We start from the raw sequence: 24,276 nt of genomic DNA, 5'->3' as shown, positions 1-24,276 counted from the left end.
CGGGGCGCCGAACCCTGACCGCGGGGAGGGGGTTCCCGGATCAGGTCGTTTGAGTGGCCGCTCAGCGCGTGCAAGAATGGGGGCGCGTCACCCTTGACTAAGGCGGGGCGACGCACGCGCTGAAACCCGTAGCAGCCCTCGAGAGGACCAATGTGACCCAGGACGCTGAAGGAACCGGCAAGCCTACCCGAACGCGTCGGGTCGCAGCGGGTGCCCAGTCTCCCGACGGGTCCGCCCCCCGTCCCCGCGCCCGGGCGGCCGCCCCCGCGGGCGGGGCGCCCAAGCCCGCCACCCGCCGCGGCCGGGGTGCCAAGGCAGACGAAGCCACCATCGCCCAGGCCTCCACGGGAGAGGTCGAGGTCCAGTTCAAGCGCGAAGGGGAGGACGTGGTTCTGACTGTCGGGGGTAAGAAGCGTTCGCTCGACGAGGTGGACGACTCAACGTTCAACGAGGCCAGCGAGGCGCCTCTGGTGAAGGAGCTCGTCGAGGAGGAGGGCTTCGCGCTGTCGGACTCCGACGACGCCGACGAGCCCGAGCAGCAGGTCGTCTCCGCCGGCGCCACCGCGGACCCGGTCAAGGACTACCTCAAGCAGATCGGCAAGGTCGCGCTGCTCAACGCCGTCGAGGAGGTGGAACTCGCCAAGCGCATCGAGGCCGGCCTGTTCGCCGACGAGCGGCTCCACTCCACGGAGCACACCGTTGCCGCCGCGGACCGCGAGGACCTCGAGTGGATCGCGGAGGACGGCCGCCGCGCGAAGAACCACCTGCTGGAGGCCAACCTGCGCCTGGTCGTGTCGCTGGCGAAGCGCTACACGGGTCGCGGCATGCTGTTCCTGGACCTGATCCAGGAGGGCAACCTGGGCCTGATCCGCGCCGTCGAGAAGTTCGACTACACCAAGGGCTACAAGTTCTCCACCTACGCCACGTGGTGGATCAAGCAGGCCATCACCCGCGCCATGGCGGACCAGGCCCGCACCATCCGCATCCCGGTGCACATGGTTGAGGTCATCAACAAGCTGGCCAGGGTCCAGCGGCAGATGCTGCAGGACCTCGGCCGCGAACCCACCCCCGAGGAGCTCGCCGTCGAGCTCGACATGACCCCCGAGAAGGTGGTCGAGGTCCAGAAGTACGGCCGCGAGCCCATCTCCCTGCACACCCCGCTCGGCGAGGACGGGGACTCGGAGTTCGGCGACCTCATCGAGGACTCCGAGGCCGTGGTGCCGGCGGACGCGGTGAACTTCACGCTCCTGCAGGAGCAGCTCAACGACGTGCTGGACACGCTGAGCGAGCGCGAGGCGGGCGTGGTGTCCATGCGCTTCGGGCTCACCGACGGTCAGCCCAAGACGCTCGACGAGATCGGCAAGGTGTACGGCGTCACGCGCGAGCGCATCCGCCAGATCGAGTCGAAGACCATGTCGAAGCTGCGGCACCCGTCGCGCTCCCAGGTCCTCCGCGACTATCTGGACTGAGCCGCCAGCTCGACGAAATTGCGCAGCATCGTGTGCACGGCCGGCGTGATCGTCGAGGATTCGGCGAACGCCACCAGCTTGTCGGTGTCAGCCGGGTCGAAGTAGCCGGCGTCGCGGTAGATCCGGATCCTCGCCGCCAGGCCCGCAGAGTCCAGCTCCGGGTGGAACTGGGTGGCGTAGACCCGCCTCCCGATCCGGAACGCCTGCACCGGGCACTCCACCCCCGTGGCAAGGAGGGTGGCGCCGGGGGCCAGAAGCCGGCATCCCTCCTTGTGGGCAGTGAACGCCTGCAGCTCGGTGGGGACCCCGGCGAAGATCGGGTCCGTGCGCCCCTCGGCTGTGAGTGTCGCGGTCACCACCCCCACCTCCTCGCCGACGCTGCGATCCACCACGCCCCCCAGCCGACCGGTCAGCGCGCCGACGCCGTAGCAGAGGCCGAAGAACGGGAAGTCCCGGGCCACCACCTCGTCGATCACCCGGTTCAGGTCCGCCTCGACCCGCACCTGGAGGGCCGATTTGTCGGCGTCGCTGGCGTTGTAGGGGCCCCCGCCGAGGATCACTCCGGAATAGTGGTCGAGATCCTGCGGGGCCAGCGGGGACTCCTCCACCCTGATCTGGACGAGGTCCGCGTCGGTGATCCCGGCCAGCCGGACGATCGCCTCACGTTCGCCCTCGGCGGCGTCGTCCTCGGGGCGGGTGCTCAGTAGCAGGAAGGGCTTCATCGGTGCTCCTTGAACGCGGGTCGGCCGGCGCGTAGTTCCTCGACGGCGGCGCGGGTCACCGCCACCGGGTCTCCGCCGTGTGCCGCGGCCACCCGGCGCTGGCGGAGGTAGCTCGGGCCGCCATGGACCAGGTCCGCCACGTGGGCGAGGTTCTCCGCGCAGCCCAGCTCCTCGGCGATGGGGGTCAGTTCGACGACCCAGCGCAGGATCCCGTCGCTGACGTGGATGAGGTACTCGTCCTTGCGTGGGGTGATGACGTCTGCGGAGAGCCCGTACCGGGCGGCCCGCCACTTGTTCTCGCGCATGAACCAGAACGGCAGCCGGTCGATCGGCTCGTCCGCGGCCAGGGCCCGCGACATGCGCTCCACCAGGCACTGGTTGAACGCGGTCAGAGCGCCCAGCTCCATGAGGGTGGGCACGGAGTCCATCGTGCGGTTCTCGACGGTGCCCCACGTCGACGGGCGGACGTCCCACCTGATCTCGGACGGGTTCTGGATCAGGCCCACACCCTCCAGCTGCGAGGCGTAGCTCTCGAGCTCGGCCCAGTCCTTCATGTGGTACGGGAGCCCGTTGGTGGGGAGCTGCTGGAACACCATCGTGCGCTGAGAGGCGAACTTCGTGTCCTCCCCGATCCAGAACGGCGACGACGCGGACAGGGCGATGAAGTAGGGCGCGAAGCGGGCCATTCCGTAGACGATGGGCAGCGCCTTCTCCCGGTTGTCGATCCCGGTGTGGATGTGCAGCCCGTTGATGGCCATCTGCTGCCCCCACCAGGCGTTTCGCTCGGTCACGCGGCGGTACTGGGCCTTGTCTCCGGGCAGTTGCCGGCGCGGGTCGCCGAACGGATGGGCGCCGAGGCCCAGCAGCGTCAGGCCGCGGGGCTCCAGCAGGGACAGCGCGAAGTCCAGGTGGCCGCGCATCTCCTTCACGGCGGCGGGGACGCTCTCGTGCACCCCCGAGACGAGCTCGATCATGCTGGTGAGGTACTCGGAACGGATCGAGCCGTTGACGGGGTCGTCGACTTGCGAGAGCACCACATCGGCCGCGGGGACCTGCTCCAAGGTGCGCGCGTCGACCACGGCGAGCTCCCACTCGATGCCGATCGTCGACTGCCGGGACTGCCCGAACCGGATCTTCATGAGGTCCCTCCCTCCGTGGCGGCGCGTGACGCCGGGATACCAGAGAAGTCTGGCACCTCGACGTGCCGCGCGAGGGGCGGCGGAAACGGATCTGGACACGTGCCCGTTGCCACTAGGCTGGCCCACGAGGAAAGAGGTGCCCCCATGTCGCTGTTCGATCGAGTCGAACTCGCCCCCGCAGACCCCATTCTCGGCCTCACCGAGGCCTTCGTCGCCGATCAGCGTGCCGGAAAGGTCAACCTCGGCGTCGGCGTCTACCTCGACGACAGCGGCAAGCTCCCACTGCTCGACTGCGTCCGCACCGCCGAGCAGCGCCTTGCGGCGGAGTCGAAGCCGAAGGGGTACCTGGGCATCGACGGCATGCCCGCCTACCGCGACGCCGTGCGAGCGCTGGTCTTCGGCACGGAGGCCGACGCTCTGGTCGAGGGCCGCATCTCCACGGTCCAGACGCTCGGCGGCACCGGCGCGCTGAAGGTCGGGGCGGACCTGCTGCGCCAGATCGAGCCCTCCGCCACGGTGCTGATCTCAGACCCGAGCTGGGAGAACCACCGCGCCCTGTTCACGCGCGCCGGGTTCAAGGTGGACACCTACCGGTACTACGAGTCGGCCCTCCAGGGCATCGACTTCGACGGCATGCTGGCGGACCTGCGTCGGGCCGACGCCGGCACGATCGTGCTGCTCCACGCCTGCTGCCACAACCCCACCGGCTACGACCTGACGCCCGCCCAGTGGGACCAGGTCATCGACGTGCTGCGCGAGCGGGACCTGATGCCGTTCCTGGACATGGCCTATCAGGGCTTCGGCTTCGGCATCGAGGAGGACGGCGCCGTCGTGGCCAAGTTCGTGGCCTCCGGGCTGGAGTTCTTCATCGCCACGTCGTTCTCCAAGTCCTTCAGCCTCTACGGCGAGCGCATCGGGTCGTTGTCGGTGGTCACCGGCTCCGCCGACGCGGCCCGGCGGGTGCTGTCGCAGCTGAAGATCTGCATCCGCACCAACTACTCCAACCCCGCCACGCACGGCGCGGCCCTGGTGGCCACCGTCCTCCAGGACGCCGACCTGCGTCGCGGCTGGGAGCAGGAGCTGGCCGCCATGCGCGACAGGATCAAGCAGCTGCGACGCGGCCTCGTGGCGGCGCTTGAGGCCAGGGGAGTCTCCGACATGGGCTTCATCGCCTCCCAGTTGGGCATGTTCAGCTACTCAGGGCTCACCAAGGCCCAGATGGTGGCGCTGCGCTCCGACTACGGCATCTACGGCACCGATGCGGGTCGGATGTGCGTCGCGGCGCTGAACGACGGCAACCTGTCCTACGTGGCGGACGCGATCGCTGCGGTGCGCATCGCGCACTGACCGCCGTCAGCCCCGGGCGAGTCCGCTCGCCCGGCGCACCGGGGTGGCGATGGCCTGCGTCAGCGTCTCCCAGGTGCCGTACAGGCGCACGCCGTGCTCCGCCCGGGTCACGGCCGTGTAGAGCAGTTCCCTGGTCAGCAGCGCCGATCCGGAAGGCGGCAGCACCACGGAGACGTGTGCGAACTGGCTGCCCTGGGACTTGTGGATGGTCATGGCGTGGAGGTCCGTCGCGTCGTCAAGGAGCGACGGCGCCACCCACAGAGGGCTCTCGGCGCGGTCCACCACGGCCGTCAGTTCGCCGTCGGACTTCCTCCTGACGACGACGGCGGTGTCCCCGTTGCGGTAGAGCTCGGTGTTGCGCTGGATCAGCAGCGGCTGCCCGGCGTAGGGCCTGGTGTCGAATCCGTAGGCGTCGATCTCAGTGGCGAGCCAGGCGCGGGCGGACCGGGCCCAGTGCCCCACCCCGAACGGTCCCTCCCGGTGGCCGCAGAGGATGCGGTGGGCCGAGAGGGCGGCCAGCGCCGCGTCCGCGTCCCCCGCCCGCGCCGCGGCCACCACACCGGCGGTGCTGGTCAGCAGGTCCTCCCGGAGCCGGGGGAGGGCGGCGGGCTCGAGCGTGCCGTCGAAGGGGATCAGCTCGAGGCTGGGGGACGCTTCGATGATCCGGCGGGCCGCGTCCGCGTCTCCGGTGAGGATGGCTTCGGCCACCAGATTGATGTCCCGGTTGGAGCGGAAGTTGGTGTGCAGACGCTCGATGCTGCCGCCAGGTGCGGCCACCAGTGACGGCGCTTGTTCGATGTCCGCCAGGACGGCGCCGGCCTCGACCGAACGGAGCTGGTGCGGGTCGCCGATGAGGATCAGGCGGGTGGTCGGGGCCAGGGCGGCGAGCAGGGTGGCCATGAGGTCCAACGCCACCATGGATGTCTCGTCGACGACGACGACGTCGAAGGGGAGGGGGTTGCCCGGCCCGTACTCCACCTGGGTGGATCTCGGCCGAGCTCCGAGCAGCTTGTGCAGCGTGCCGCCCCAGAGGCGCAGGGGGACGTCCAGCTTGGCTGCTACGGCTGCCCGCAACCGGGCGGCCGCCTTGCCGGTGGGGGCGGTGAGCGCCACCCGGGGATCGTCCGGGGCCAGCGAGGCCAAGATCCGGGACACGATGCTCGTCTTCCCGGTGCCCGGTCCACCCGTGATCACGGTGGTGCCGTGGGACAGCGCCGCGACCACCGCCGCCTCCTGGTGGGGGTCCGCAGCCTCGCCCTCGGCAAGTGGCACCGCTGGGTAGGGGTCCCCGGACTGCGCGATCGAGCTGCGCAGCCGCAGCGCCCTGGCGAGCCGGCGTTCCTGCCGCCAGTAGCGGTCCAGGTAGAGCAGCGTGCCGTCGAGCCGGAACGGGCGCCCCTCCTGGTCCGGCGCGGAGACGGCGGGGGAGGCGCCCACCCGGGCCACCCAGCCGGCTGTCGCAGGCCACGCCAGCGTGGGTGCGCCAGCGCCGAGTCCGTCGTCGAGGTCCGCCTCGGGGAGCAGCTCTGAGGCGGCCTGCAGGTCCACGCATACCGAGCCGAGGCGCAGTTCCCGCGCCGCCAGGGCGAACGCGAGCTGGACCTCAGGGTCCGCCTCTCCGGCGAGTGAGGCCAGGCGCCGAGCGAGGTGGAAGTCCACCGGGCGCAGCATTCCCGCCTGACAGAACGTGAGCAGCACCCCGGTGGCCGCGATGGGGATCTCAGGCACTCTGTCCACCCAGCAGGTCGGACGCAGCCACGACAAGGGCCGCCGGGGGCCGCCATCCCATGACGCCGCAGGATGCCCCGTCGACCACGGGGGTCTCCTGTCCGGCCATTCCGCGCACGAACAGGTAGCCGACCCCGCCGAGGTGCCGCTCCGGCGCGTAGCTGGGGAGCCGGATGCTGAGGAAGCGGTGAAGGGCCACGCAGTAGAGCATGGCCTGGAGCGGGTAGTGGGCCTGCATCATGGCCTCGGCCATCGACGGGGCGACGAAGTGGCCGAGGGTCACCGGCTCGCCGGCCGGCGCGATGCGGTTGGTCTTGTAGTCCACGACGACGAAGCGTCCGTCGTCGAGTTCCAGCACCGCGTCGATCGACCCGGTGAGGAATCCGTTGAGGACGGCGTCTGCGGCCTCCGACGTCCGCAGCCGCTCCGGGTAGGGGGCGAGGGGGTCCGTGCCCGGAAGATGCGCCGCCATGAGGGCCGCGAGATCGCGCAGGGTGGCGGGTGATCCTTGATCCGCCAGCGGAAGATCGAAGTCCAACTCCGGCAGGCGCCGACCGGTGGGCAGGTCGCTGAGCGTGCTTGGGGTGAGGGGCAGAAGGGGGGTCCGACACACCGCGGAGAGGGCCTCGGCGAGCGCCGCGTGGTGCGAGGGGTCCAGGGCATGCTGGGGGCCGAGCTCCGCCACGAGCCGAGCCGAGGAGCCCTCCAGTTGGTCCGCCGACCACTCCAGGCGCTCCAAGGCCTCATGGACCAGGGTGCCGAACCCGGCGCCCGCGGGCAGGCCGTCCATCGGCGACAGCGCGGTGAGGGCGGGCGACTCGGGTGCGGGTAGCGGCACGTCCACCTCGGCGGACTCGTCCGTGAGGACGTGCGTGGGGGCCTGGTCGTGGAGGTCGCGCGTGAGGCCGGAGTAGGAGGTGCGGCGCCACGTCTGGTCGATCTGCCGCGGGAAGACCGCGAGGCTCAGATCCGGCGGCGCCGCGGGCGGAGAGGACGCGGGCACGGGTGCGGGCGGATCGGTCGGGAACCCCGAGACGTACACCCAGGACGCGCCGGCCGCCGACCCCTTGCGCCGGCGCTCCCAGGACCGCAGGAGCCCGGAGTGCGGGCCGCGCTTGTGTCTGTTCCCCGTTCCCTCGACGTGCCACGCGACACAGCAGTGCTGGGCTCGGGTGAACGCCACGTAGAGCAGGCGCGTCTCCTCGGCCAGCGCCTGATCGTCGAGTTCCTTGGCTAGGGGCTCGTCCCAGGACGGCGACGGGCCGATGTACAGGTGGCGGGTCCCGTTGTGGACCAGCGTGAACGGCTTGTTCCGCACGGCGCTAACCCCGTCGGTCTCGGGCAGCAGCACGATGGGAAACTCGAGCCCCTTCGCGGCATGGATGGTCATCACGCGGACCGCGTCCTCGTCGCCGGCCACTCGGATGGGGTCCGCGCCATCCTCGTCCGCGGCGTGTTCGGCGAGAACGGCGAGCAGCGAGCTGAGCGTCCGGGGGCCCTCGGCCTCCAGGAGTTCCGCCACCTGGCTGAGGTCCGCGAGATCGCGCTCCCCGTCGGGTTCGCGCATCAGGCGCTCGTCGAGCCGCTCCGCGGTGCGCAGGTGCGCCAGCACGCGCGAGAGCCCGCCCTCGGTGAACCGTCGGCTGAGGGTACGCACCACGGTGCTGACGCGCGCCGGCTCCGCGCCGTCCTCGTCGAGGAGCGCACCGAGGTCCGAGCCGATGAGCGGGGTGAGCGCCGCCAGCCTGATCGTGGCCTGGCTCGGATCCGCCATCGCGGCCAGCAGGGTGGCCCAGTCCCGGGCCGCCGGCTGGGTCCACACCGACTGGCTGCCCGTGAGGACGGCAGGTATCCGGGCGTCGGCGAGGATCTTCCGCAGGTGTCGGGCCCGGGCGCCGCGCCGCACCAGGATGGCGATGTCCGAGTAGCGCACCCGGCCTTCCTCGCCGCGGTGGGTGAATCGGGTGCGTTGCACGAGGTTGCCGATGGTGGCGATGAGGTCTGCCTCGATCGCGGCCGACGGCGTGTGGCAGGTGAACTCCCGGGCAACCGCGGTGCGCAGCCACAGGCGTTGGTGGACGGGCATGGTCAGGCGGTTGGACTGCACGCTGGCCACGGGGTTGACGGTCACCGCCTCGTCCCCGAGCGGTGCGTCCGTGAACAGTTCGAGCACGCCCTCGACCAGCGCAGTGTCGCTGCGGTAGTTGACGCCGAGGGTGTGTACCTCGGCCGCCTCCTTGGCGGCGAGGTAGCTGTGCAGGTCAGCGCCGCGGAACGCGTAGATGGACTGCTTCGGATCCCCGATGAGGACGGTGGCCCGCTCCTGGGAGACGAAGGCCCGCTCGATGACGTCCCATTGCTCGGGATCCGTGTCCTGGAACTCGTCGACCAGGACCACGGAGAAGCGTCGGCGCAGCTCCGCCTGCACGGCGGGAGCCAAGGCGGGCGACCGGAGGAGCTGCTTGAGCCTGCCGACGACGTCGTCGTAGGTGCACAGGCCCTGGTGCGCCTTGCGCTGCGCGTACAGGTCGCGGGCGTCTTGGGCGAACTCGTGGTGCGGACCCGACGGCGGCAACAGCGGCAGCGACGTCATGCAGGCCGCTTCACCGATCTCCATCGCGAAACGGGGCTTGATGGGCGGCGAGGGGTCCTTCCGGTGGCGGCGCAGGTAGGTGTCGGCCGCGCACTGCCGGACCAGATCCACGGAGTCCGGGCCGACCTCGTCGGCCGGATCCCAGTCCCCGAGGATCCCGAGCTCGTGGAGCATGGCGGAACAGAAGGCGTGGGTGGTGAGGATGGTCACTTCGTTGAACCGGGCCACCGCCGCCGTCAGCCGCGCGCGGTGGAGGGCCGCGTCGCCAGCGGCCAGATGGGCGGTGACCGCGTCCGCCGTTGCGGGCAGGGGCCGCCCGGCGACGACCTCATCCAGTGCCGCGAGGGTCTCTGTCAGCCTGGAGAACACGCGCGATCGCAGCTCGCCGGTGGCGTGGCGACCGAAGGTGATCAGCAGCAGACTGCTGACGTCCAGCCCGCCCTCGGCGAGGTATCGGGCGGCCAGGGCGGCGATGGCGTAGGTCTTGCCGGTGCCGGCGCTCGCCTCCAGCAGGGTGGTGCCGGTGGGGAGCGCGCCGGTGAGGTCGAAGGTCGACGTGCTGGTCATGACAGGCTCCTGACCATCGGGCCGTAGAGCGCGGACGCCCACGCCGCGAACGCGGTGGCCGAACCGTTGGCCGGGTCGGTGGGGAGCGGGACGTCGGTGAACAGCTCGGACACGTCTGAGTCGAAGAACAGCTCCCAGGACCGCGCCGGCCAGTTCCACTTCCTCTGCTGGTAGCTCCGGAACCCTCCCGACCACTCGGATTCCTTGAACGTGCCCGCGGTGTTCTCTCGGACGAGCTGGATGGCGGGGGCGGCGGGCACCGCCAGGAGGCGATGTTGACCCAGGGTGTAGGCGCGGGCGACTGCGGCCAGCCACCGGGTGGCATCCGCCTGATCAGGCGCCGCGAGGTTCAGCGATTCCGGGTGCGTTTCACCGTACGACCGCCGAAGCCGGTAGAGGCGCGCCGGAGCCGCCCGGCCGCTCGCGGCCAGCGCGAGGGCTTCCAGCCAGGGGGTGATGAGTTGCTCGTCGCCGGCGCTTGCGGTGACGGCCACCACCGCGCCACCGCGGGTGCGGACATCGCCCGTGAGCTGGACCACGCCGAGATCCGCCAGGTCCAGCGTCACGGACACGCGATGTTCCTCAAGCTCCGAGGCCCACTCGCCTCCCGCCACTTCCCACAGGGACCAGGCGTCTGCGCGTGCCGATTCGAACGCCAGGCGGCCGATCTCCAGGGGAGGGTGCTCCTCGCGTTGCCTCAGGGCCTTTTCCACCTCGTCGCCGCTCAGCCCGGACTTCCAGGCCGTCAGCAGGTCGGACATGATGGTCCAGCGCTGGAGCGCGTCGGCCTCAAGGGGGATCTCGTCTTTCACCTCGGTCGCCCGGTACACGGTGATGCCGGCCGCGGTCTTGAGGAAGGCGCGGGCCGGGTCTGCCAGGAACTGAGCCGACTGGTCGATCCGCACCTGCTCCGGCGCGGTGCCCACGGGCCGAGTCCTGGCGGCCGTTCTGCGACGCTCGTGCCGGCCGGGCAGCCAGGTGCGGCCGTGCCGGGCGAGCGCCCCGGCGAGGGCGGGGGAGTCGAAGCTTGCCGGGGCGTGGAAGTTGGCCGCCGACGTGGCTGTTGCGGGATGCGCGACCGGGACGGGCTCGGCACCCAGGTGGTCCAGCAGCCAGCTGATCGCCACGGGAAGGGCGACCCGGTCGTTGGTGCGCTGGGAGCGCGACTGCCGGACGATGAGCAGGTGCTCGGCGCAGAGCGCGTGGTCGAGAAGCTGGTCCCGGCGGCGGACCCGTGGATCGGGAGCGGCGTCGCCCAGATCGATGCAGTCCGCCGGGAGCCCGGTGCGGCCAGGGACGACGTCGTCGGTGACCCCGAGCAGGGCCACCACGCGGAACTCCACGTGGGGGAGCTCCCCCAGGGAGAGCACCGCGAGGGACCCGTTGCCCGCGGCCGCGCGGCGGCGGTAGGTGGTGCCCGCGTCCGAGAGGAGGAGTGCGAACTCGTGCCGGGTCAGCGGCGTGAGGTCAGCCGCATGGTCCGTCGCCAGCCGGGTGAGCAGGCGGGCCGTGGCGACCTGCTGCCACTCGTCGGCGTGGGGGAGGCCGACCAGCGAGTCCAGAGCCGCCCGGCATCGTTGGACCCAGGCCGGGATGGTGGCGGCGTCCGACGTCGCGGCGACGAGGTGCCGCAGCCGGGACACGACCTCACAGAGTGACCCGACGATGTCCATGTCCGGTGCCGCGACGACTTCTGCGCCGCTCAACCCCAGCCCTGCGTCGTCCCCCGGGGCGACGACGAGCCCCACCAGCAGCCGGTCCAGGCCCCTCAACCAGGTGTTCTGAGCCACGTCCTCCACCCCGAACTGGGAGCGCTGGGCGCTGTCCAGCCCCCACCGGATCCCTGCGCCGCTGACCAACTCCACCACCGTGTGCCGGTCCGTGAGACGCCACCGGTGCGCGATGGCTGGACGCAGAAGCAGCTCCACCAGGGCGCTGGCCGTGGCGCGGGAGCTGCCCAGGCGCAGCAGATCCACCAGGAGCAGAACCAGGGGGTTGGGTGCCTCGCCGCCCACCTGCTGCACGCGGAGCTGACGCCCAGGGTGGAGCCCCGAGGCGTCGCCGGGGGAGAATGCCGCGTCCAGGAGTGCGGCATAGCGCTCGGGCCGGGGGCAGACGATGGCCACGTCGCGAGGCTCAAGGGTGGGATCCTCGGCGAAGGTTCGGGTGAGTTCGTCCCTCAGGACCTCCACCTGGCGGGCCTCGCCATGGGAATCATGGACGGTCACGATGGGCGCAGGGCGGGGAGAGCCGGGGAGATCCACGGTGTGCGTGGCCAGGGGGAGGGCCCAGCGTTCTCCAGCGGTGCCCGACTTCTGGATGAGGGTGACGGGGCGTGCCGTCGCCAGCGCGCCCAGCACCTGCAGATCTGGCGCCGTGAGGTGGTCCACCGCCAGCAGCAGCGTGGGTGTCTCGTCGCGCCGGGCCGCGTCGAGCACAGCGCCGAGCGTCTCGAGGGGGTCCACCTCGAGGGCTGCGACGGCCGCACGCACCAGTGCGGGCTGCCACTGGGCCGCCTCGGGCAGGGCCACGCCGCCGGGCCCGTGGTCTCCGCCGTCGAGCCAGTCTGCGACCAGATCCGGAACCAGGTCCACGTAGCTGCGGAGCAACCGGGCGAGGCGCACCGCCGTGGCTCGCCTCCGCCCCGGCCGAGCGCCGTCGCTGTCGAAGGCGGCCTGCAGCAGCGGGTGCCCGGCGGACACCTCCGCGAGGGCGGCCTGGACGGCCATGTCCAGCGGTGTGCCGAGCCAGCGGGAGCGTTCTGCGGCGACCCCTGCCGCGTCAGCCAGGCTCCTGGTGAGATCCGCGGGGGTGACGTAGGCGATGCCGGCGGAGATCCCCAGCCGCGCCGACACCTCTTGGCTGGTGACGCGAGCCGTCTCCCGCGTGGCGACGATCACGCGCGCCGTGCCGAACGGGCCCAGCGCCAGGCCGTCCAGACGCTCGACGAGGTGGTCCAGCAGCACGCTCCGGCGGGCACCCCGGGCAAGGGTCAACGGCATCCGCGCCACCTCCTCTCACATCCCGGGTAACCATACTTGCGGGCACCGACAGAAACACCGCGACGGGTCTCCGGCTGGGAACTGTCGTGGAGGGCGGCCACAATGTGGGGGTGAGCGACCAGATTCTTGATGCCCTGGACCCGGAGCAGCGCCGCGTGGCCACGCTCCTGGACGCCCCGGTGGTGGTGCTCGCGGGCGCCGGCACCGGCAAGACCCGCGCCATCACGCATCGAATCGCCTACGCGGTCAGCCAGGGCCGGTACCAGCCGGCGGCCACGCTGGCGGTCACCTTCACCACCCGCGCGGCAGGGGAGATGCGCGCGCGCCTGGCCGCGCTGGGGGTGCGCGGCGCCCAGGCGCGCACCATCCACTCCGCCGCGCTCCGGCAGTGCCAGTTCTTCTGGCCGCAGGCGTACGGCGTGGCCTTTCCGCGCGTGGCGGAGAACACCTACGGGCTCGTGGCGCGTGCCGCGCACCAGGTGCTCGGCAAGTCCGAGCCGGCCCTGGTGCGCGACCTCGACAGCGAGATCTCCTGGGCCAAGACAAGCAACGTCTCCGCCGCCAGGTATCCGGAGGTGGCGGGTGGCCGCGCCGTCGCCGGGGCGTCGGCGGCCCAGGTGTCGGCCACGATGGCCCTGTACGAGAAGCAGAAGCTCACCGAGGGCAGCGTGGACTTCAACGACATCCTCATGTGCAACGCCGTCCTGCTGACCGAACACCCCGAGATCGGCGACACCATCCGGCAGACGTACCGTCACTTCGTCGTCGACGAGTACCAGGACGTGTCGGCGTTGCAGCACCGCCTGATCAGCCTGTGGGTGGACGGCCGTCCGGACGTGTGCGTCGTGGGGGACCCCAATCAGGCCATCCACTCCTTCGCGGGCGCGGACGCCTCGTATCTGCTGGGCTTCGCCTCGGGAGTCGACGGCGCCGAGACCGTCCGGCTGTTCCGCAACTACCGCTCCACTCCGGAGGTCCTCACCTCCGCCAACAAGGTCCTGCGGGTGCGGCCGGGTGGTCCGGGCGCGCTCACCCCCACCCGTCCGTCCGGGCCGAAGCCCACGTTCACCGGGCATCCGGACGAGGCCTCGGAGGCAGGAGCCGTCGCCCAGTGGCTCAAGGACGCGCACGCGGCGGGTACGCGCTGGTCCGAGCTGGCGGTCCTGTACCGCATCAACGCCCAGTCGCCCGCCCTCGAGGCGGCGCTGAGCGAACGCGCCATTCCCTACTCGGTCCGAGGCACGGAGAAGTTCTACGACAGGGCAGAGGTGCGTCAGGCCATCGCAGAGTTCACCAGGCACGTGGAGCGGGGCGAGGGCGCGTCCGCCGTGGACGTGATGGATGCCGTCCTCGCCTCGTCAGGGTGGCGGCCGGAGGCGCCGGACGGCCAGGGGCGGCAACGGGAGAGATGGGAATCGCTCAGCGCACTTCGCGGCATGGTGATCGACGAGGCGGCGAGGCACGACGCATGGGCCGCGGGTGAGGCGGCAGACTGGCTGCGCGAGCGCTCCTCGTGGCAGGCGGCGCCGGTGGCCGACGCGGTGACCCTGTCCACTCTGCACGCCGCCAAGGGTCTCGAGTGGGACGCGGTGGCCGTCATCGGGGTCCGGGAAGGGCTGATTCCCTTCGTCCTGAGCCAGGAGGAGCCGGCCCTGTCGGAGGAGCGTCGGCTACTCTACGTCGGGTTCACCAGGGCCAAGCGCGACCTGCGGGTCAGCTGGGCCGCAGGGAGGGGAGGCTCGACGCGGTCGCGGTTCATCGCGGACCAGGTGAGCGGGCCGGCATCGGTCGCCCGCCCGGTGAAGGAGAAGGCGACCACCGCCCGGTCACGCACCTGCAGGGTCTGCGGCGGGCACCTCCACACCGCCGCGGAACGCAAGCTCAGCAGGCACGAGGGCTGTGAGGTCAGCTACGACGAGGCCCTGTTCGAGGCGCTGAGAGCGTGGCGGCGGGCGGTGGCCGAGGAGGCGTCCGTGCCGGCCTTCGTCGTCTTCACCGACGCCACCCTCCAGGCGATCGCCGAGGCCGTCCCCCTGTCAGAGGCGGAGCTGCTGCGCCTGCCGGGCATCGGGAGGGTGAAGGCGGAGCGGTACGGAGGTGGCGCACTGGAGGTCATCCGCGGTCATCAGGGCTGAACGCAGCCCGGGGCTCGGCAGGCCGCGCGCTTCCCCCAGCCCACCACGCCCAGCCCCGGGGCCGACAGACGCCAGGTCCAGCCGACGGCCACCAGGTCCGTGCTGCCCCGGACGATGGCGTGCGCCTGGAGCGCGGCCAGGGAGCCCGCCCAGCCCACCAGCGCGCGGTGCGCGACTCGTGTCTGGGGGCCCGGCAGGTGTCCATGGCCGAGGCACGCGGGGCAGGGGCCGTGCCCCGGGGCCACGAAGGGGCCCACCTGGGCCGATTCGGAGTCCCAGGTCACGTGCAGGACGCCCTGCCCGGCCTCGTAGATCTCCGACTCCAGCGTGGGGTGGGCGCCGGGCGGCCCCACGAGCAGCGTCAGGCTCGCGCCCAGGGTCGATCCTGGGGAGCGGAGTGCGGCCTCGTGCGTGATGGGGACCGGGTGAAGGTGCGCGCGGCGAAGAGCGATGGCGAGCGTGCGGGTGTCTAGGGGGTCGCCCACGACGGAGACCTGAACGGTGTGCATGGGCCCAGACTCGCGGGTCGGGTGCTCCGGCGGAACACCCTGGTGGAACCGGACAACACCTCGTGGCACACGGACAACACCGGTCTCGCCCGAACCACACCCGGAATTCCCGGACCAGCCGGGGCGTCAGTCGCGGCCGGTGTCGGGGCAGCGTAATGGGGCGGTGCACAGTGGCCACCGCCCCATTGAAATGCCCTCAGCGGGCACGGGTTACGCCGCTCAGGCCTTGCCGAGGATGCGGTTGAGGTTGGTGCCGCACTCGGGGCACTTGCCCTTGGCCATCTTGGTGCCCTTGGCATTGACCACGACCTCGCCCTTCGCGTCGCGCTTCTCCTTGCACTTCACGCAGTAGAACGAGCCTTCCCAGATCTCCGCAGTCATGTTTTCCTCCTTGTTCGGGGTGGTTGCCGATTTCAGCAACCGCGTTCACTCTAGGCGCCGCCCCGAGCGCTCACAACGAGACACACCGGCCGGACACGGTGGAGTCCCGGCCGCTCGCTCCGCCTTCCCCTGCGTAACGAGCCACCGGGACTCACCTGGGCAAGTTAAGCGCGGGCCGCTCCGCCGCGTCAAGGCATGCCCCGCTCAGGCCCCCGGCCCCTCGAGGAGCCGCCGCAGCTCTGCATCCATCTCGTCCTCCACCGGCTCGTCGGGGCGGGCTTCCCCGGCGGCGAAGGAGAGCGGGTCTGCGAGGTGCCCCGCGGTCGGCAGCAGGTCCGGGTGGCGCCACACGGCGTCGCGGCCCTCGGCGCCGCGGTGATGCTCGACGGCGGCCCAGAGGTTCTTCGCGTCACGCACCAGCCGCGGACGGAGGTCGAGGCCGAGCAACTCGGCGAAGACACTGGTCACCGGCGTGGCGGAGGCGCGGCGGCGGTGCAGGACCTCCTCCAGCTGCGGGGCGTTCGGCATCCAGGGCGCGGTTGCGCGGCCGACGACGTGGTCCACCCAGCCCTCCACCAGCGCCAGCAGGACCTCCAGGCGCTGCAGGATCTCGATCTGGGTGGGGGTGCTGGCGGGTTGGAAGAAGGATCCCCGCACGGACTCGCCGACCGCCACAACGTCCTCGATGGACAGGTTCTGCAGGTTCTCCGGCTGGAACTGGCTGGCGATCGCGTCGAAGTCGATGGTGATCTCCCGCGCGAAGTGCCCCAGTAGGGCACTCAGCTGCGGCGACAACCAGGCGACGTGATGGAACAGACGCTGCCTGGCAGCCTCGCGCAGGAGGAGGAACAGCGTGACGTCCCGCTCGCTGGCATCCAGGTCCTGCGTGAACCGTGCGACGTTGGCCGGGATGATGACAACGCCTGGCGAGCTGAGCAGATTGAACCCGATCTCGGTGCCCGTGAGGATGTCCCCGGCCACCCGGGCCAGCTCCCGCTTCAGGCGGTCACGGTAGATCAACGATGCGGACTGCTTCATCATGGGGGCGAGGAGCCGCCCCATGGGTTCCAGCTCGCCACCCGCGTCGTCGACGGTCCCGCGCTTGAGCGCCTCCGCCAGCCCGTCGATGATGGGCTCGATGACAGCCCGCCAGCCGTCCCCGGTCTCGTCCAGCCACGCGGACCTCGTGATGGCCCGGGCGGGCCTCCCTGTCTCGGTGAAGGTGGTCTGGGGCGACAGCCAGGCCTGGGCGAGGCGCTCGGCGTCGACGACCGCAGCCTTCTCCTCGGCCCTGAGCTCGGGGTCCGCGCCCGCCTCGGACGCGAGTTGCTTGGCCGCGGTGAGGGTGGTCCGCCAGGCGGCCTCGGGATCCCGGTCGGCGTTGGTCATGCCGAACATCAGGCCCTGGCCGGACTGTTGCATCCGGGCCACCTGGGCGAGCAACTCCTCGAGATTGAGCTGGTCCGCGTCGCCAAGGCCCATCTGTTGCAGCATCTTGCGCAGCTGCTCGAAGTCGAACGATCCGAACGGGTCAGGGTTGGGCATTGGACATGACCTCCTCATCGCCCATTCTTCCCCATGGTGCAAGCGCAGCGCGACCGGTTGTCGCCGCTTGCTAGGGTGAAGAGAAATCGTCAGAAGGGAGCGCTCGGTGTCGCGCAACGCGGTGGCCATCGTGTCCTCCCTCCTCTTCGTGTTCCTCGCCGCGCTGCTGGTGGTCATCCCTGTTCCCTACGTGGCATGGCGGCCAGGGCAGACGGTCGACGTGCTGGCCTCCACAGAGACGGGCGCCCAGGTCATCCAGGTGTCCGGGCTCCCCACCTTCGAGACGACGGGGCAGTTGCTCATGACCACCGTGTCGACCACCCGCGTGGACTCGACACTCAGCCTTCCCGAGGCGGTCTTCGTCTTCATGGCCAACGACTCGGACGCCATGCCGCGCGACGTCATCTACCCTCCTGGAAAGTCGTCGTCGCAGGTGCAGAGCGAGGCGGTGGCGATGATGGACAAGTCCCGGATCAACGCCACGGTCGCGGCACTCCGGGCGGCCGGGGTGGCCGTCAGCGAGCTCCCCAGGGTGGAGAGCGTCGTCCTCTCCGGCCCCAGCGCAGACCGGCTGCAGCCTGGTGACCTCATCACGATGGTCGACGAGATCGAGATGCAGACCCGCGAGGACGTCATCGCCCAGGTGGCCACGCACGCGGTGGGAGACGTGGTGGTGTTCACCGTCCTGCGTGACGGGCAGGAGAGCATCGTGAGCGTCACCACGAGCGCCAGCAACACCGACTCGCGCCGTCCGGTGGTGGGCATCAGCCTCGACACGGGGTTCCTCTACGCGCCGCAGGTGCAGTTCGGCGTGGATCAGAACGTCACGGGGCCCAGCGCGGGGCTGATCTTCGCGCTGGGGCTCTACGACCGGATCACCGAGGGAACGCTCATCGACGAGACGGTGGTGGCCGGCACCGGGGAGATCGACCCCAACGGGCGCGTCAGCCGGATAGGCGCGGTCCGCGAGAAGATCATGGGCGCCCAGCGCGACGGGGCCACCGTGTTCCTGGTGCCCGAGGACAACTGCGCAGACGTCGGGAACCTGGACACGGACGTGCAGCTGGTGCGCGTCGGGACACTCAAGGACGCGATCGCAGCGCTCCAACTCAACCACGAAGGAAAGACCGCGGAGGTGCCCACCTGTGGCTGATTCGTCGAAGCTGATCGCCTGTCTCATGGACGTGGAGAGACACGTCTCCTCGTCAGGCTGGGACCAGCCGGCCCGCCTCTTCGCGCTGGTCACCACCCGGACGCTCCTGGAGGTCGAACCGCAACTGCGGGGCCGGGTGCCGGAGGCCACCCCGGACGCGCTGACGGCGATCGAACAGGACGAGTTCCACGCCACCGAGGATGTGGTCGAGCGCCTGCGTGGGATCTTCTGGCCGGACACCGTTGAGGGTTGCGCCCTGGCGATGGAGCGCGCCTTCCTCCCGCCGGAACACGAGGCGGCACTGCCAGAAGACCCCGACGAGGCGGCCCGCTTCGTGGCCGCGCACCCGGAGAGGGCCGACGTGCGCATCGTCGTCGGCGTGCTCAGGGACGGGACGCGTCATGGATTGGCGCGGCTGGTGACCAACCCCGAGGATCTGCTGGGAGCCGAGGATCTCATCCCCGGCCTCGCGGACGCCTTGGCAGACACGTTCAGGAGTGATGAGGCGTGAGCGCCAACACCGCAAACCCCGACGCCCCCACCGGACGGGGGCCCCTGCTCTGGACGGTGATCATCGCGGGCGGACTGCTGCTCGTGGCGGTGATCGCCTCCAGGACGCTCACGGACTACCTGTGGTTCCGCAGCATCAACTTCCAGACGGTGTTCACCACACAGCTCGCGGCCCGGCTGGGGCTGTTCGTCGTGTTCGGATCGCTGCTGTTCGCGCTCGTCTTCTTCAACATGGTGATCGCCTACCGGCTGCGGCCCAAGGTGCGCAGGGCCAACCTGGACTCCGAGTTCCTCATCCAGCTGCGTGACGCGCTGGACCGCAGGTCCAAGGTCCTCATGGCCATCCCCTCCGTGGTGGTGGGCATCCTCGGCGGCATGGCCGCCTCCGGGATGACGGATGTGTTCCTGGCGTGGTGGCATGCCACCCCGTTCAACTGGGCGGACCCGTACTTCGGCCTTGACGCCGGCTACTACGTCTTCACGCAGCCGTGGCTGCGGTTCGTCGTCGGGTACCTGCTGTTCGCGATGATCGCCGGAGCGTTCGCCGCCCTGGCGGTGCACTTCATGACAGGCGCCCTCAACTCCTCGGCGCTGCGGGGACGCGGCAACACGGCGGCGGGGGTGGGCGCCCAACGGCACCTGTCGATCCTCCTGGGCCTCATCATGCTGCTGATCGCGGCGAACACGATGCTGGACCGGTTCGGGCTCAGCATCACGCCCAACAAGAACTTCACGGGCCTGGGCTACACGGACTTCACCACCCGGGTGCCCGTGGCCGCCATCATCGCCACCATCTGCGTCATCGTGGCCATCCTGGCGTTCATCAACGCCTGGAAGATCCGGTGGAGCGTGCCCGGGGCCTCCATCGCGCTGCTGGTGGTCTCAACCCTGCTCCTGGCCATGCTGTACCCGTGGATCGTGCAGAGCTTCGAGGTCACCCCCGATGAGGAGGAGAAGGAACGCCCCTACATCGCCAACAACCTCACGGCCACGCGCTACGCCTACGGCATCGAGGACGTGGAGATCGAGGACTACGAGGCCACCACCACGGCCTCGGCCGGTCAGCTCCGCCAGGACGCCGAGGCGCTCCCGGCCATCCGCCTCATCGACCCCACCGTCGTCCCGGCCGCCTTCGAGCAGCTTCAGCAGGTGCGCGGCTACTACAGCTTCCCGGAGACGCTCGACATCGACCGCTACGTGATCGACGGCAAGGCCACGGACTCGGTGGTCGCGGTGCGCGAGCTGGACCTGAACTCAGTGGAGTCCGGCGACACCTGGAACAACCGCCGCACCGTGTACACGCACGGCTATGGGATGGTGGCCGCCTACGGCAACCAGCGCGAGGCGAACGGCGAGCCGGTGTTCTTCTCGGGTGGAATCCCCACCGTGGGGACGCTCCCGGAGCACGAGCCACGCATCTACTTCGGCGAGCAGACCGACTACTACGTGGTCGTCGGCTCCCCGGAGGGCCAGGATCCGGTCGAGCTGGACACGCCGTCGGGCGGCGAGGGCCGCACCGAGTCGCTGTACACCTACACGGGGGAGGGCGGCGTCGACATCGGCAACCCGCTGGTCCGCGCGGCCTTCGCCGTGCGCTTCGGCGACATCAACCTGATGCTGTCGGACCGCGTCAACGACGAGTCACGGCTCATGCACGACCGGGTGCCGGTGCAGCGCGTCCAGGAGGCCGCTCCGTGGCTGACCCTGGACTCGGACCCGTTCCCGAGCGTGGTCGACGGCCGGATCGTCTGGATCATCGACGCGTACACCACCACCGACAGCTTCCCCAACTCCACCAACAGCGACTGGACGCAGGCCATCTCGGACTCCCGGACCGCGGCCGACAGGCTGCTCATGGGCCAGCAGGTCAACTACGTGCGCAACTCGGTCAAGGCCACCGTCGACGCCTACGACGGCACGGTGACGCTGTACGAGTGGGACGAGAACGACCCCATCCTGCAGACCTGGGAGAAGGTCTATCCCGGCGTCATCACGCCCAAGTCCGAGATCTCCCAGGAGCTCCTGGAGCACCTCCGGTACCCGCAGGACCTCTTCAAGGCCCAGCGCGAGATCCTCGGCCGCTACCACACCACCAGCCCCAACACCTGGTACCGCCAGACCGACATCTGGCAGGTGCCCAACGACCCCGTCCGGGCAGGGCAGCAGGGCCTCAAGGAGCCCCCGTACTTCCTCACCATCCGCTGGCCGGGCGACGACTCGCCGCACTTCGCCAACACCACCGTGTTCGTGCCGAAGGACCGCGAGAACCTCAGCGTGTACATGTCCGTCAACGCGGATGCCACCACCGAGGACTACGGGCGGATGAGGGTGCTCAAGCTGTCGGATGCCAAGCAGATCGCAGGCCCGGGACAGACCTACAACTTCATCGCGACCAATCCGCTGGTGGCGGACAAGCTGTTGCCCTTCAACCGTCAGGGTGCCTCCGCATCCGCGATCTACGGCAACCTGCTCACCCTGCCCCTGGGCGGCGGCCTGCTGTACGTGCAGCCGATCTCCACCCAGACGACGGGGACCACGGGCGCCTATCCCGCGCTGCGGTTCATCGTGGTGCGCTTCGGGGAACAGATCGGCATCGGCGAGACGCTCCAGTCAGCCCTTGACCAGGTGTTCCAGGGCGATGCCGGCGCCGACACCGGGGAACAGCCCACGGACGTGGCCCCCGTCGACCCGGAGGCGCCGTCGGTGCCCGAGGACGCTCAGGTGCGGGCGCGCAACTTCCTGGACGAGGCGCAGGCCCTGTTCGAGGCGGCCGACCAGGCGCTCCGCGACGGGGACCTGGCGGACTACCAGGCCAAGGTCCGGGCGGCCGAGGCCAAGATCGCCGAGGCGGCGGAGGCCCTCGGCTGATCAGCCGGTCAGCCGCGGAGGTCGACGACCTCCGCGGCCAGGCCGACGCCCGCGAGGGCCGGGACCAGGGCGGCCGCGTCGCCCATCACCGCGACACTCAGGCTTTCAGGCGTGACCACGGTGCGGAAGGCGTCCGTGGCGTCCGCCGGGGTGACTGCGGCCAGGTGGGCGAAGTGGTCGTTCATGAACCCCGGCTCGAGCCCCGCCGCGGCGAGTGCCGAGGCCTGCGCGACGATGTCTGCGGAGGTCTCGTTCGCCAGGGGAGCCACGCCGATGAGGTAGCGGCGGGCGTCGTCGATCTCCGCGTCGCCGAAGGGCGCACGCAGGGCGAGCCCCTCGAGGAGCCGGGCCACCGCGTCTGCCGCGACCTCGGTGCGCACGCTGCCGCCCACGGTGAACATCCCCTCGTCGGTGCCCGGGGAGAACCCTCCGCTGATGCCGTAGGTATAGCCGAGGCGCTCGCGCAGCTCGAGGTTGAGCCGGCTCGCGAACGCCCCTGCCACAGCCTGGCCGGCGAGGCGTAGCGCCGCCCACCGTGGATCCAGCCGCGACACGGTGCGTCTCCCGGCCACGATGGTGGCCTGCACCGCGTCCGGCTGATCGACGACGACGATCCGGGGCGGGCGCTCCGGAGCCGCGACGGGGGACGCGGGCACCGGTGACGGCGCGGCCCACGAAGCCATCGCCTTGAGGGCCTCGGCGGCGTGCGAGCCGGCGATCAGCAGGGTGGCGCCCACCGGCGAGAAATGGGTGCGGTGCCAGCGCCGCACGTCGTCGGGACCGATCGCGGTGAGCGTCTCCGGGGTGCCCGCGGCGGGGCGGCCGTCACGGTGCCCGGCCCCGAACAGCTCCCGGCGCAGCGCCAGGCGGACGGCCGACGAGGGGGAGGCGAGCTTGGAGTCGTACCCGGCCACCTGCGCCTCGACGTGGTGCGCGACATCACGCTCGTCGAACGCCGGCTCGGTGAGGACCTCGGTGAAGAGCGGGAGGACCGAGGCCAACCTGCGGGAGGGCGCCTGTCCGCCCAGGGTGGTGTAACGCTGGCGTGCGGTGCCGTGCAGCGTCGCGCCCTGGTGTTCCAGGAGCTCGCCGATGGCGCCGTCGGGGTGGCTGAGGGTGCCCTCGTCGACGGCGTGCAGGGCGACGGTGGCCACGCCCTCGCGGTCGGCCGGCTCGCCGGACAGTGGCGCCTTGAGGACCACCTCGAACGTCGCGATGTGCTGCCCTGGCAGGTCGAAGTGCCACACCGTCAGCCCGGACGCGAGCGTGCCGACGGAGGGGGTGGGGAACAGCCAGGGAGCACCCAGCGTGACCTCGGGGCGGCTCATCGGTTCTCCTCGGCCTTGTAGTGGAGTTGGTGTGCCACCGTGGGCGCGAGCCACCGTCTGGCGGCTGCGGCGACGTCGTCGGGTGTGACCGCCAGCACGTCCGACAGGTGCGTGTTGACCTCGTGCGGCGAGCCGTGGATCAGCCACGCCTCGTTGATCGCGTCCGCGCGGCCGCTCGTCGTGGCCAGCTCCCACAGCCAGTCCCGCTCGTACTGGGCCACGGCGCGGGCGAGCTCGTCCTCATTGGGGCCGCGCTCGGCCAGGCCTGCGACCCCCTCAAGGATGGCGTCCGACATGGCCGCGAGGGACACGCCCTCGGCCGGTCGTCCCAGGATCGTGGCGATCGAGTCCGCCGACCGGTGGGTGAGGGAGGCGCTGTGTACCTCGTGGGCGATGTCGCCGTGCCGCACCAGCGAGCGGTGGAGGCGCGAGGTATGACCGTCTGCCAGCACCGCGAGCGCCAGGTCGATCGCCGGCTGGTCCGGGTGCGCGGCCGGGGGGGTGGTCCACGAGAGGTACGCCAGCGAGTGCGGCACGGTCCGCGTGACCTCCACGGTTGAGGGGCCGGGCGACCGCGTCTCCCGCATCGGCCCCCGTGCCGGACCGGGCCGCGCGGGAAGGCCGCCGAAGTAGCGCTGCGCGAGCTCGAGGCCTTCGTCCCCCGAGACAGGGCCGCACAGCACCAGCCGGATGTTGCCGGCGCGGTACCAGGCGTCGAAGAAGGCCGCGACATCGGCCAGCGAGGCGTCGTCGAGGTCCTCCATGGAGCCGATCGTCAGGTGTCCGTACGGGTGATCGGGGGCGAAGTGCTGCGCGGTGAGCAACTCGAGCAGGTCCCCGTAGGGCTGGTTGTCGTAGCGCTGCCGCTTCTCCTCCTTCACGACCTGACGTTGGGCCCCGAAGTTCTCGGGCGTGATGGCCAGCGACGCGAACCGGTCCGCCTCCATCCACAGCGCCAGGTCCAGCGCGCCCCTGGGGACGGTCTCGAAGTAGTTGGTGCGATCGGTGGAGGTGGTGGCGTTGACCGTGCCGCCCAGCGACTCGATGGTGGCCATGTGCTCGCCGCTGGCCACCTGTCCGGAGCCTTGGAACATCAGGTGCTCGAACAGATGGGCGAACCCCGTCCGGCCGGGCGCCTCGTCGGCGGACCCGACCTCCACCCACAGGTTCACCGCGACACCGGGCGCCCCGGCATCGGGTGCGACCACCACCTGAAGCCCGTTGTCGAGGCGGTCCTGGGTGAGCTCGTAGTGCAGGGCGGCCTGGGTCATGCGCGCAAG

At 70.8% G+C, this 24,276-nt stretch carries 16 protein-coding genes; 6 read left to right on the top strand and 10 right to left on the bottom strand.

Annotation, left to right across the window (positions count from 1 at the left end; all coding sequences use genetic code 11):
• Positions 1-119: 119 nt before the first annotated feature.
• Entirely contained in the window at positions 120-1,469 is a 1,350-nt protein-coding gene (locus tag ACZK5D_RS06330) for an RNA polymerase sigma factor (protein ID WP_458996525.1), read from the top strand.
• Here the strand turns inward: ACZK5D_RS06330 and ACZK5D_RS06325 are convergent.
• Both ACZK5D_RS06325 and ACZK5D_RS06320 read right to left on the bottom strand, forming a co-directional pair.
• On the bottom strand, positions 1,457-2,191 hold the full coding sequence (locus ACZK5D_RS06325) for a glutamine amidotransferase (protein WP_458993785.1): 735 nt from the start codon (positions 2,189-2,191) through the stop codon (positions 1,457-1,459). The two genes, ACZK5D_RS06330 and ACZK5D_RS06325, sit on opposite strands and share 13 nt — an antisense overlap.
• Positions 2,188-3,330, bottom strand: a complete 1,143-nt coding sequence (locus ACZK5D_RS06320) for a carboxylate-amine ligase (protein WP_458993786.1) — start codon at positions 3,328-3,330, stop codon at positions 2,188-2,190. The genes ACZK5D_RS06325 and ACZK5D_RS06320 overlap by 4 nt, the downstream gene beginning before the upstream one ends.
• Before the next feature lie 144 nt (positions 3,331-3,474).
• Between ACZK5D_RS06320 and ACZK5D_RS06315 the strand changes: the two genes are divergently transcribed.
• Positions 3,475-4,677: an amino acid aminotransferase gene (locus ACZK5D_RS06315; protein WP_463664671.1), complete on the top strand. Its 1,203-nt coding sequence runs from the start codon at positions 3,475-3,477 to the stop codon at positions 4,675-4,677.
• 6 nt (positions 4,678-4,683) lie between these two features.
• Here ACZK5D_RS06315 and recD read toward each other — a convergent pair whose 3' ends face one another.
• Genes recD through ACZK5D_RS06300 form a run of 3 tightly spaced genes read right to left on the bottom strand, consistent with a single transcriptional unit; the run spans position 4,684 to position 12,567 of the window.
• Entirely contained in the window at positions 4,684-6,405 is a 1,722-nt protein-coding gene (recD, locus tag ACZK5D_RS06310) for an exodeoxyribonuclease V subunit alpha (RefSeq protein ID WP_463664670.1), read from the bottom strand.
• A complete protein-coding gene (locus tag ACZK5D_RS06305; RefSeq protein ID WP_463664669.1) occupies positions 6,398-9,565 on the bottom strand; it encodes a UvrD-helicase domain-containing protein in 3,168 nt (1,055 codons plus the stop codon). Before ACZK5D_RS06305 ends, recD begins: the two co-directional genes overlap by 8 nt.
• On the bottom strand, positions 9,562-12,567 hold the full coding sequence (locus ACZK5D_RS06300; RefSeq protein WP_463664668.1) for an exodeoxyribonuclease V subunit gamma: 3,006 nt from the start codon (positions 12,565-12,567) through the stop codon (positions 9,562-9,564). Before ACZK5D_RS06300 ends, ACZK5D_RS06305 begins: the two co-directional genes overlap by 4 nt.
• Positions 12,568-12,677: 110 nt before the next feature.
• Between ACZK5D_RS06300 and ACZK5D_RS06295 the strand changes: the two genes are divergently transcribed.
• Positions 12,678-14,702 carry an ATP-dependent DNA helicase UvrD2 gene (locus ACZK5D_RS06295; protein WP_463664667.1) on the top strand — a complete coding sequence of 675 codons (2,025 nt, stop codon included), beginning with the start codon at positions 12,678-12,680 and terminating at the stop codon, positions 14,700-14,702.
• Here the strand turns inward: ACZK5D_RS06295 and ACZK5D_RS06290 are convergent.
• From ACZK5D_RS06290 to ACZK5D_RS06280, 3 genes are all read right to left on the bottom strand, one after another.
• The gene (locus ACZK5D_RS06290; RefSeq protein WP_463664666.1) at positions 14,693-15,211 is read right to left on the bottom strand and encodes a hypothetical protein; all 519 of its coding nucleotides are present in this window, start codon (positions 15,209-15,211) and stop codon (positions 14,693-14,695) included. The genes ACZK5D_RS06295 and ACZK5D_RS06290 overlap by 10 nt on opposite strands.
• A 219-nt stretch (positions 15,212-15,430) precedes the next feature.
• A complete protein-coding gene (locus ACZK5D_RS06285; RefSeq protein WP_182784204.1) occupies positions 15,431-15,592 on the bottom strand; it encodes a DUF5679 domain-containing protein in 162 nt (53 codons plus the stop codon).
• 204 nt (positions 15,593-15,796) lie between these two features.
• Positions 15,797-17,137 (bottom strand): zinc-dependent metalloprotease, encoded by a 1,341-nt coding sequence (locus ACZK5D_RS06280; protein ID WP_458993792.1) that lies wholly within the window; start codon positions 17,135-17,137, stop codon positions 15,797-15,799.
• A gap of 106 nt (positions 17,138-17,243) precedes the next feature.
• Between ACZK5D_RS06280 and ACZK5D_RS06275 the strand changes: the two genes are divergently transcribed.
• From ACZK5D_RS06275 to ACZK5D_RS06265, 3 genes are read left to right on the top strand one after another with little or no spacing between them, the layout of a single operon-like run.
• Positions 17,244-18,290: a YlbL family protein gene (locus tag ACZK5D_RS06275; protein WP_463664665.1), complete on the top strand. Its 1,047-nt coding sequence runs from the start codon at positions 17,244-17,246 to the stop codon at positions 18,288-18,290.
• Entirely contained in the window at positions 18,283-18,801 is a 519-nt protein-coding gene (locus tag ACZK5D_RS06270) for a PPA1309 family protein (RefSeq protein WP_458993794.1), read from the top strand. Before ACZK5D_RS06275 ends, ACZK5D_RS06270 begins: the two co-directional genes overlap by 8 nt.
• Positions 18,798-21,668: a UPF0182 family membrane protein gene (locus ACZK5D_RS06265; RefSeq protein ID WP_463664664.1), complete on the top strand. Its 2,871-nt coding sequence runs from the start codon at positions 18,798-18,800 to the stop codon at positions 21,666-21,668. The genes ACZK5D_RS06270 and ACZK5D_RS06265 overlap by 4 nt, the downstream gene beginning before the upstream one ends.
• Before the next feature lie 8 nt (positions 21,669-21,676).
• Here ACZK5D_RS06265 and ACZK5D_RS06260 read toward each other — a convergent pair whose 3' ends face one another.
• Both ACZK5D_RS06260 and ACZK5D_RS06255 read right to left on the bottom strand, forming a co-directional pair.
• Positions 21,677-22,996, bottom strand: coding sequence for a M16 family metallopeptidase (locus tag ACZK5D_RS06260; protein WP_458993796.1), 1,320 nt, complete (start codon positions 22,994-22,996; stop codon positions 21,677-21,679).
• Positions 22,993-24,267, bottom strand: a complete 1,275-nt coding sequence (locus tag ACZK5D_RS06255; protein WP_458993797.1) for a M16 family metallopeptidase — start codon at positions 24,265-24,267, stop codon at positions 22,993-22,995. Before ACZK5D_RS06255 ends, ACZK5D_RS06260 begins: the two co-directional genes overlap by 4 nt.
• Positions 24,268-24,276: the final 9 nt, after the last annotated feature.

Source organism: Tessaracoccus yangjingae (assembly GCF_055326235.1).
Note: the sequence above shows the minus strand (reverse complement) of the source record. Positions and strands in the feature narration are given on the sequence as shown.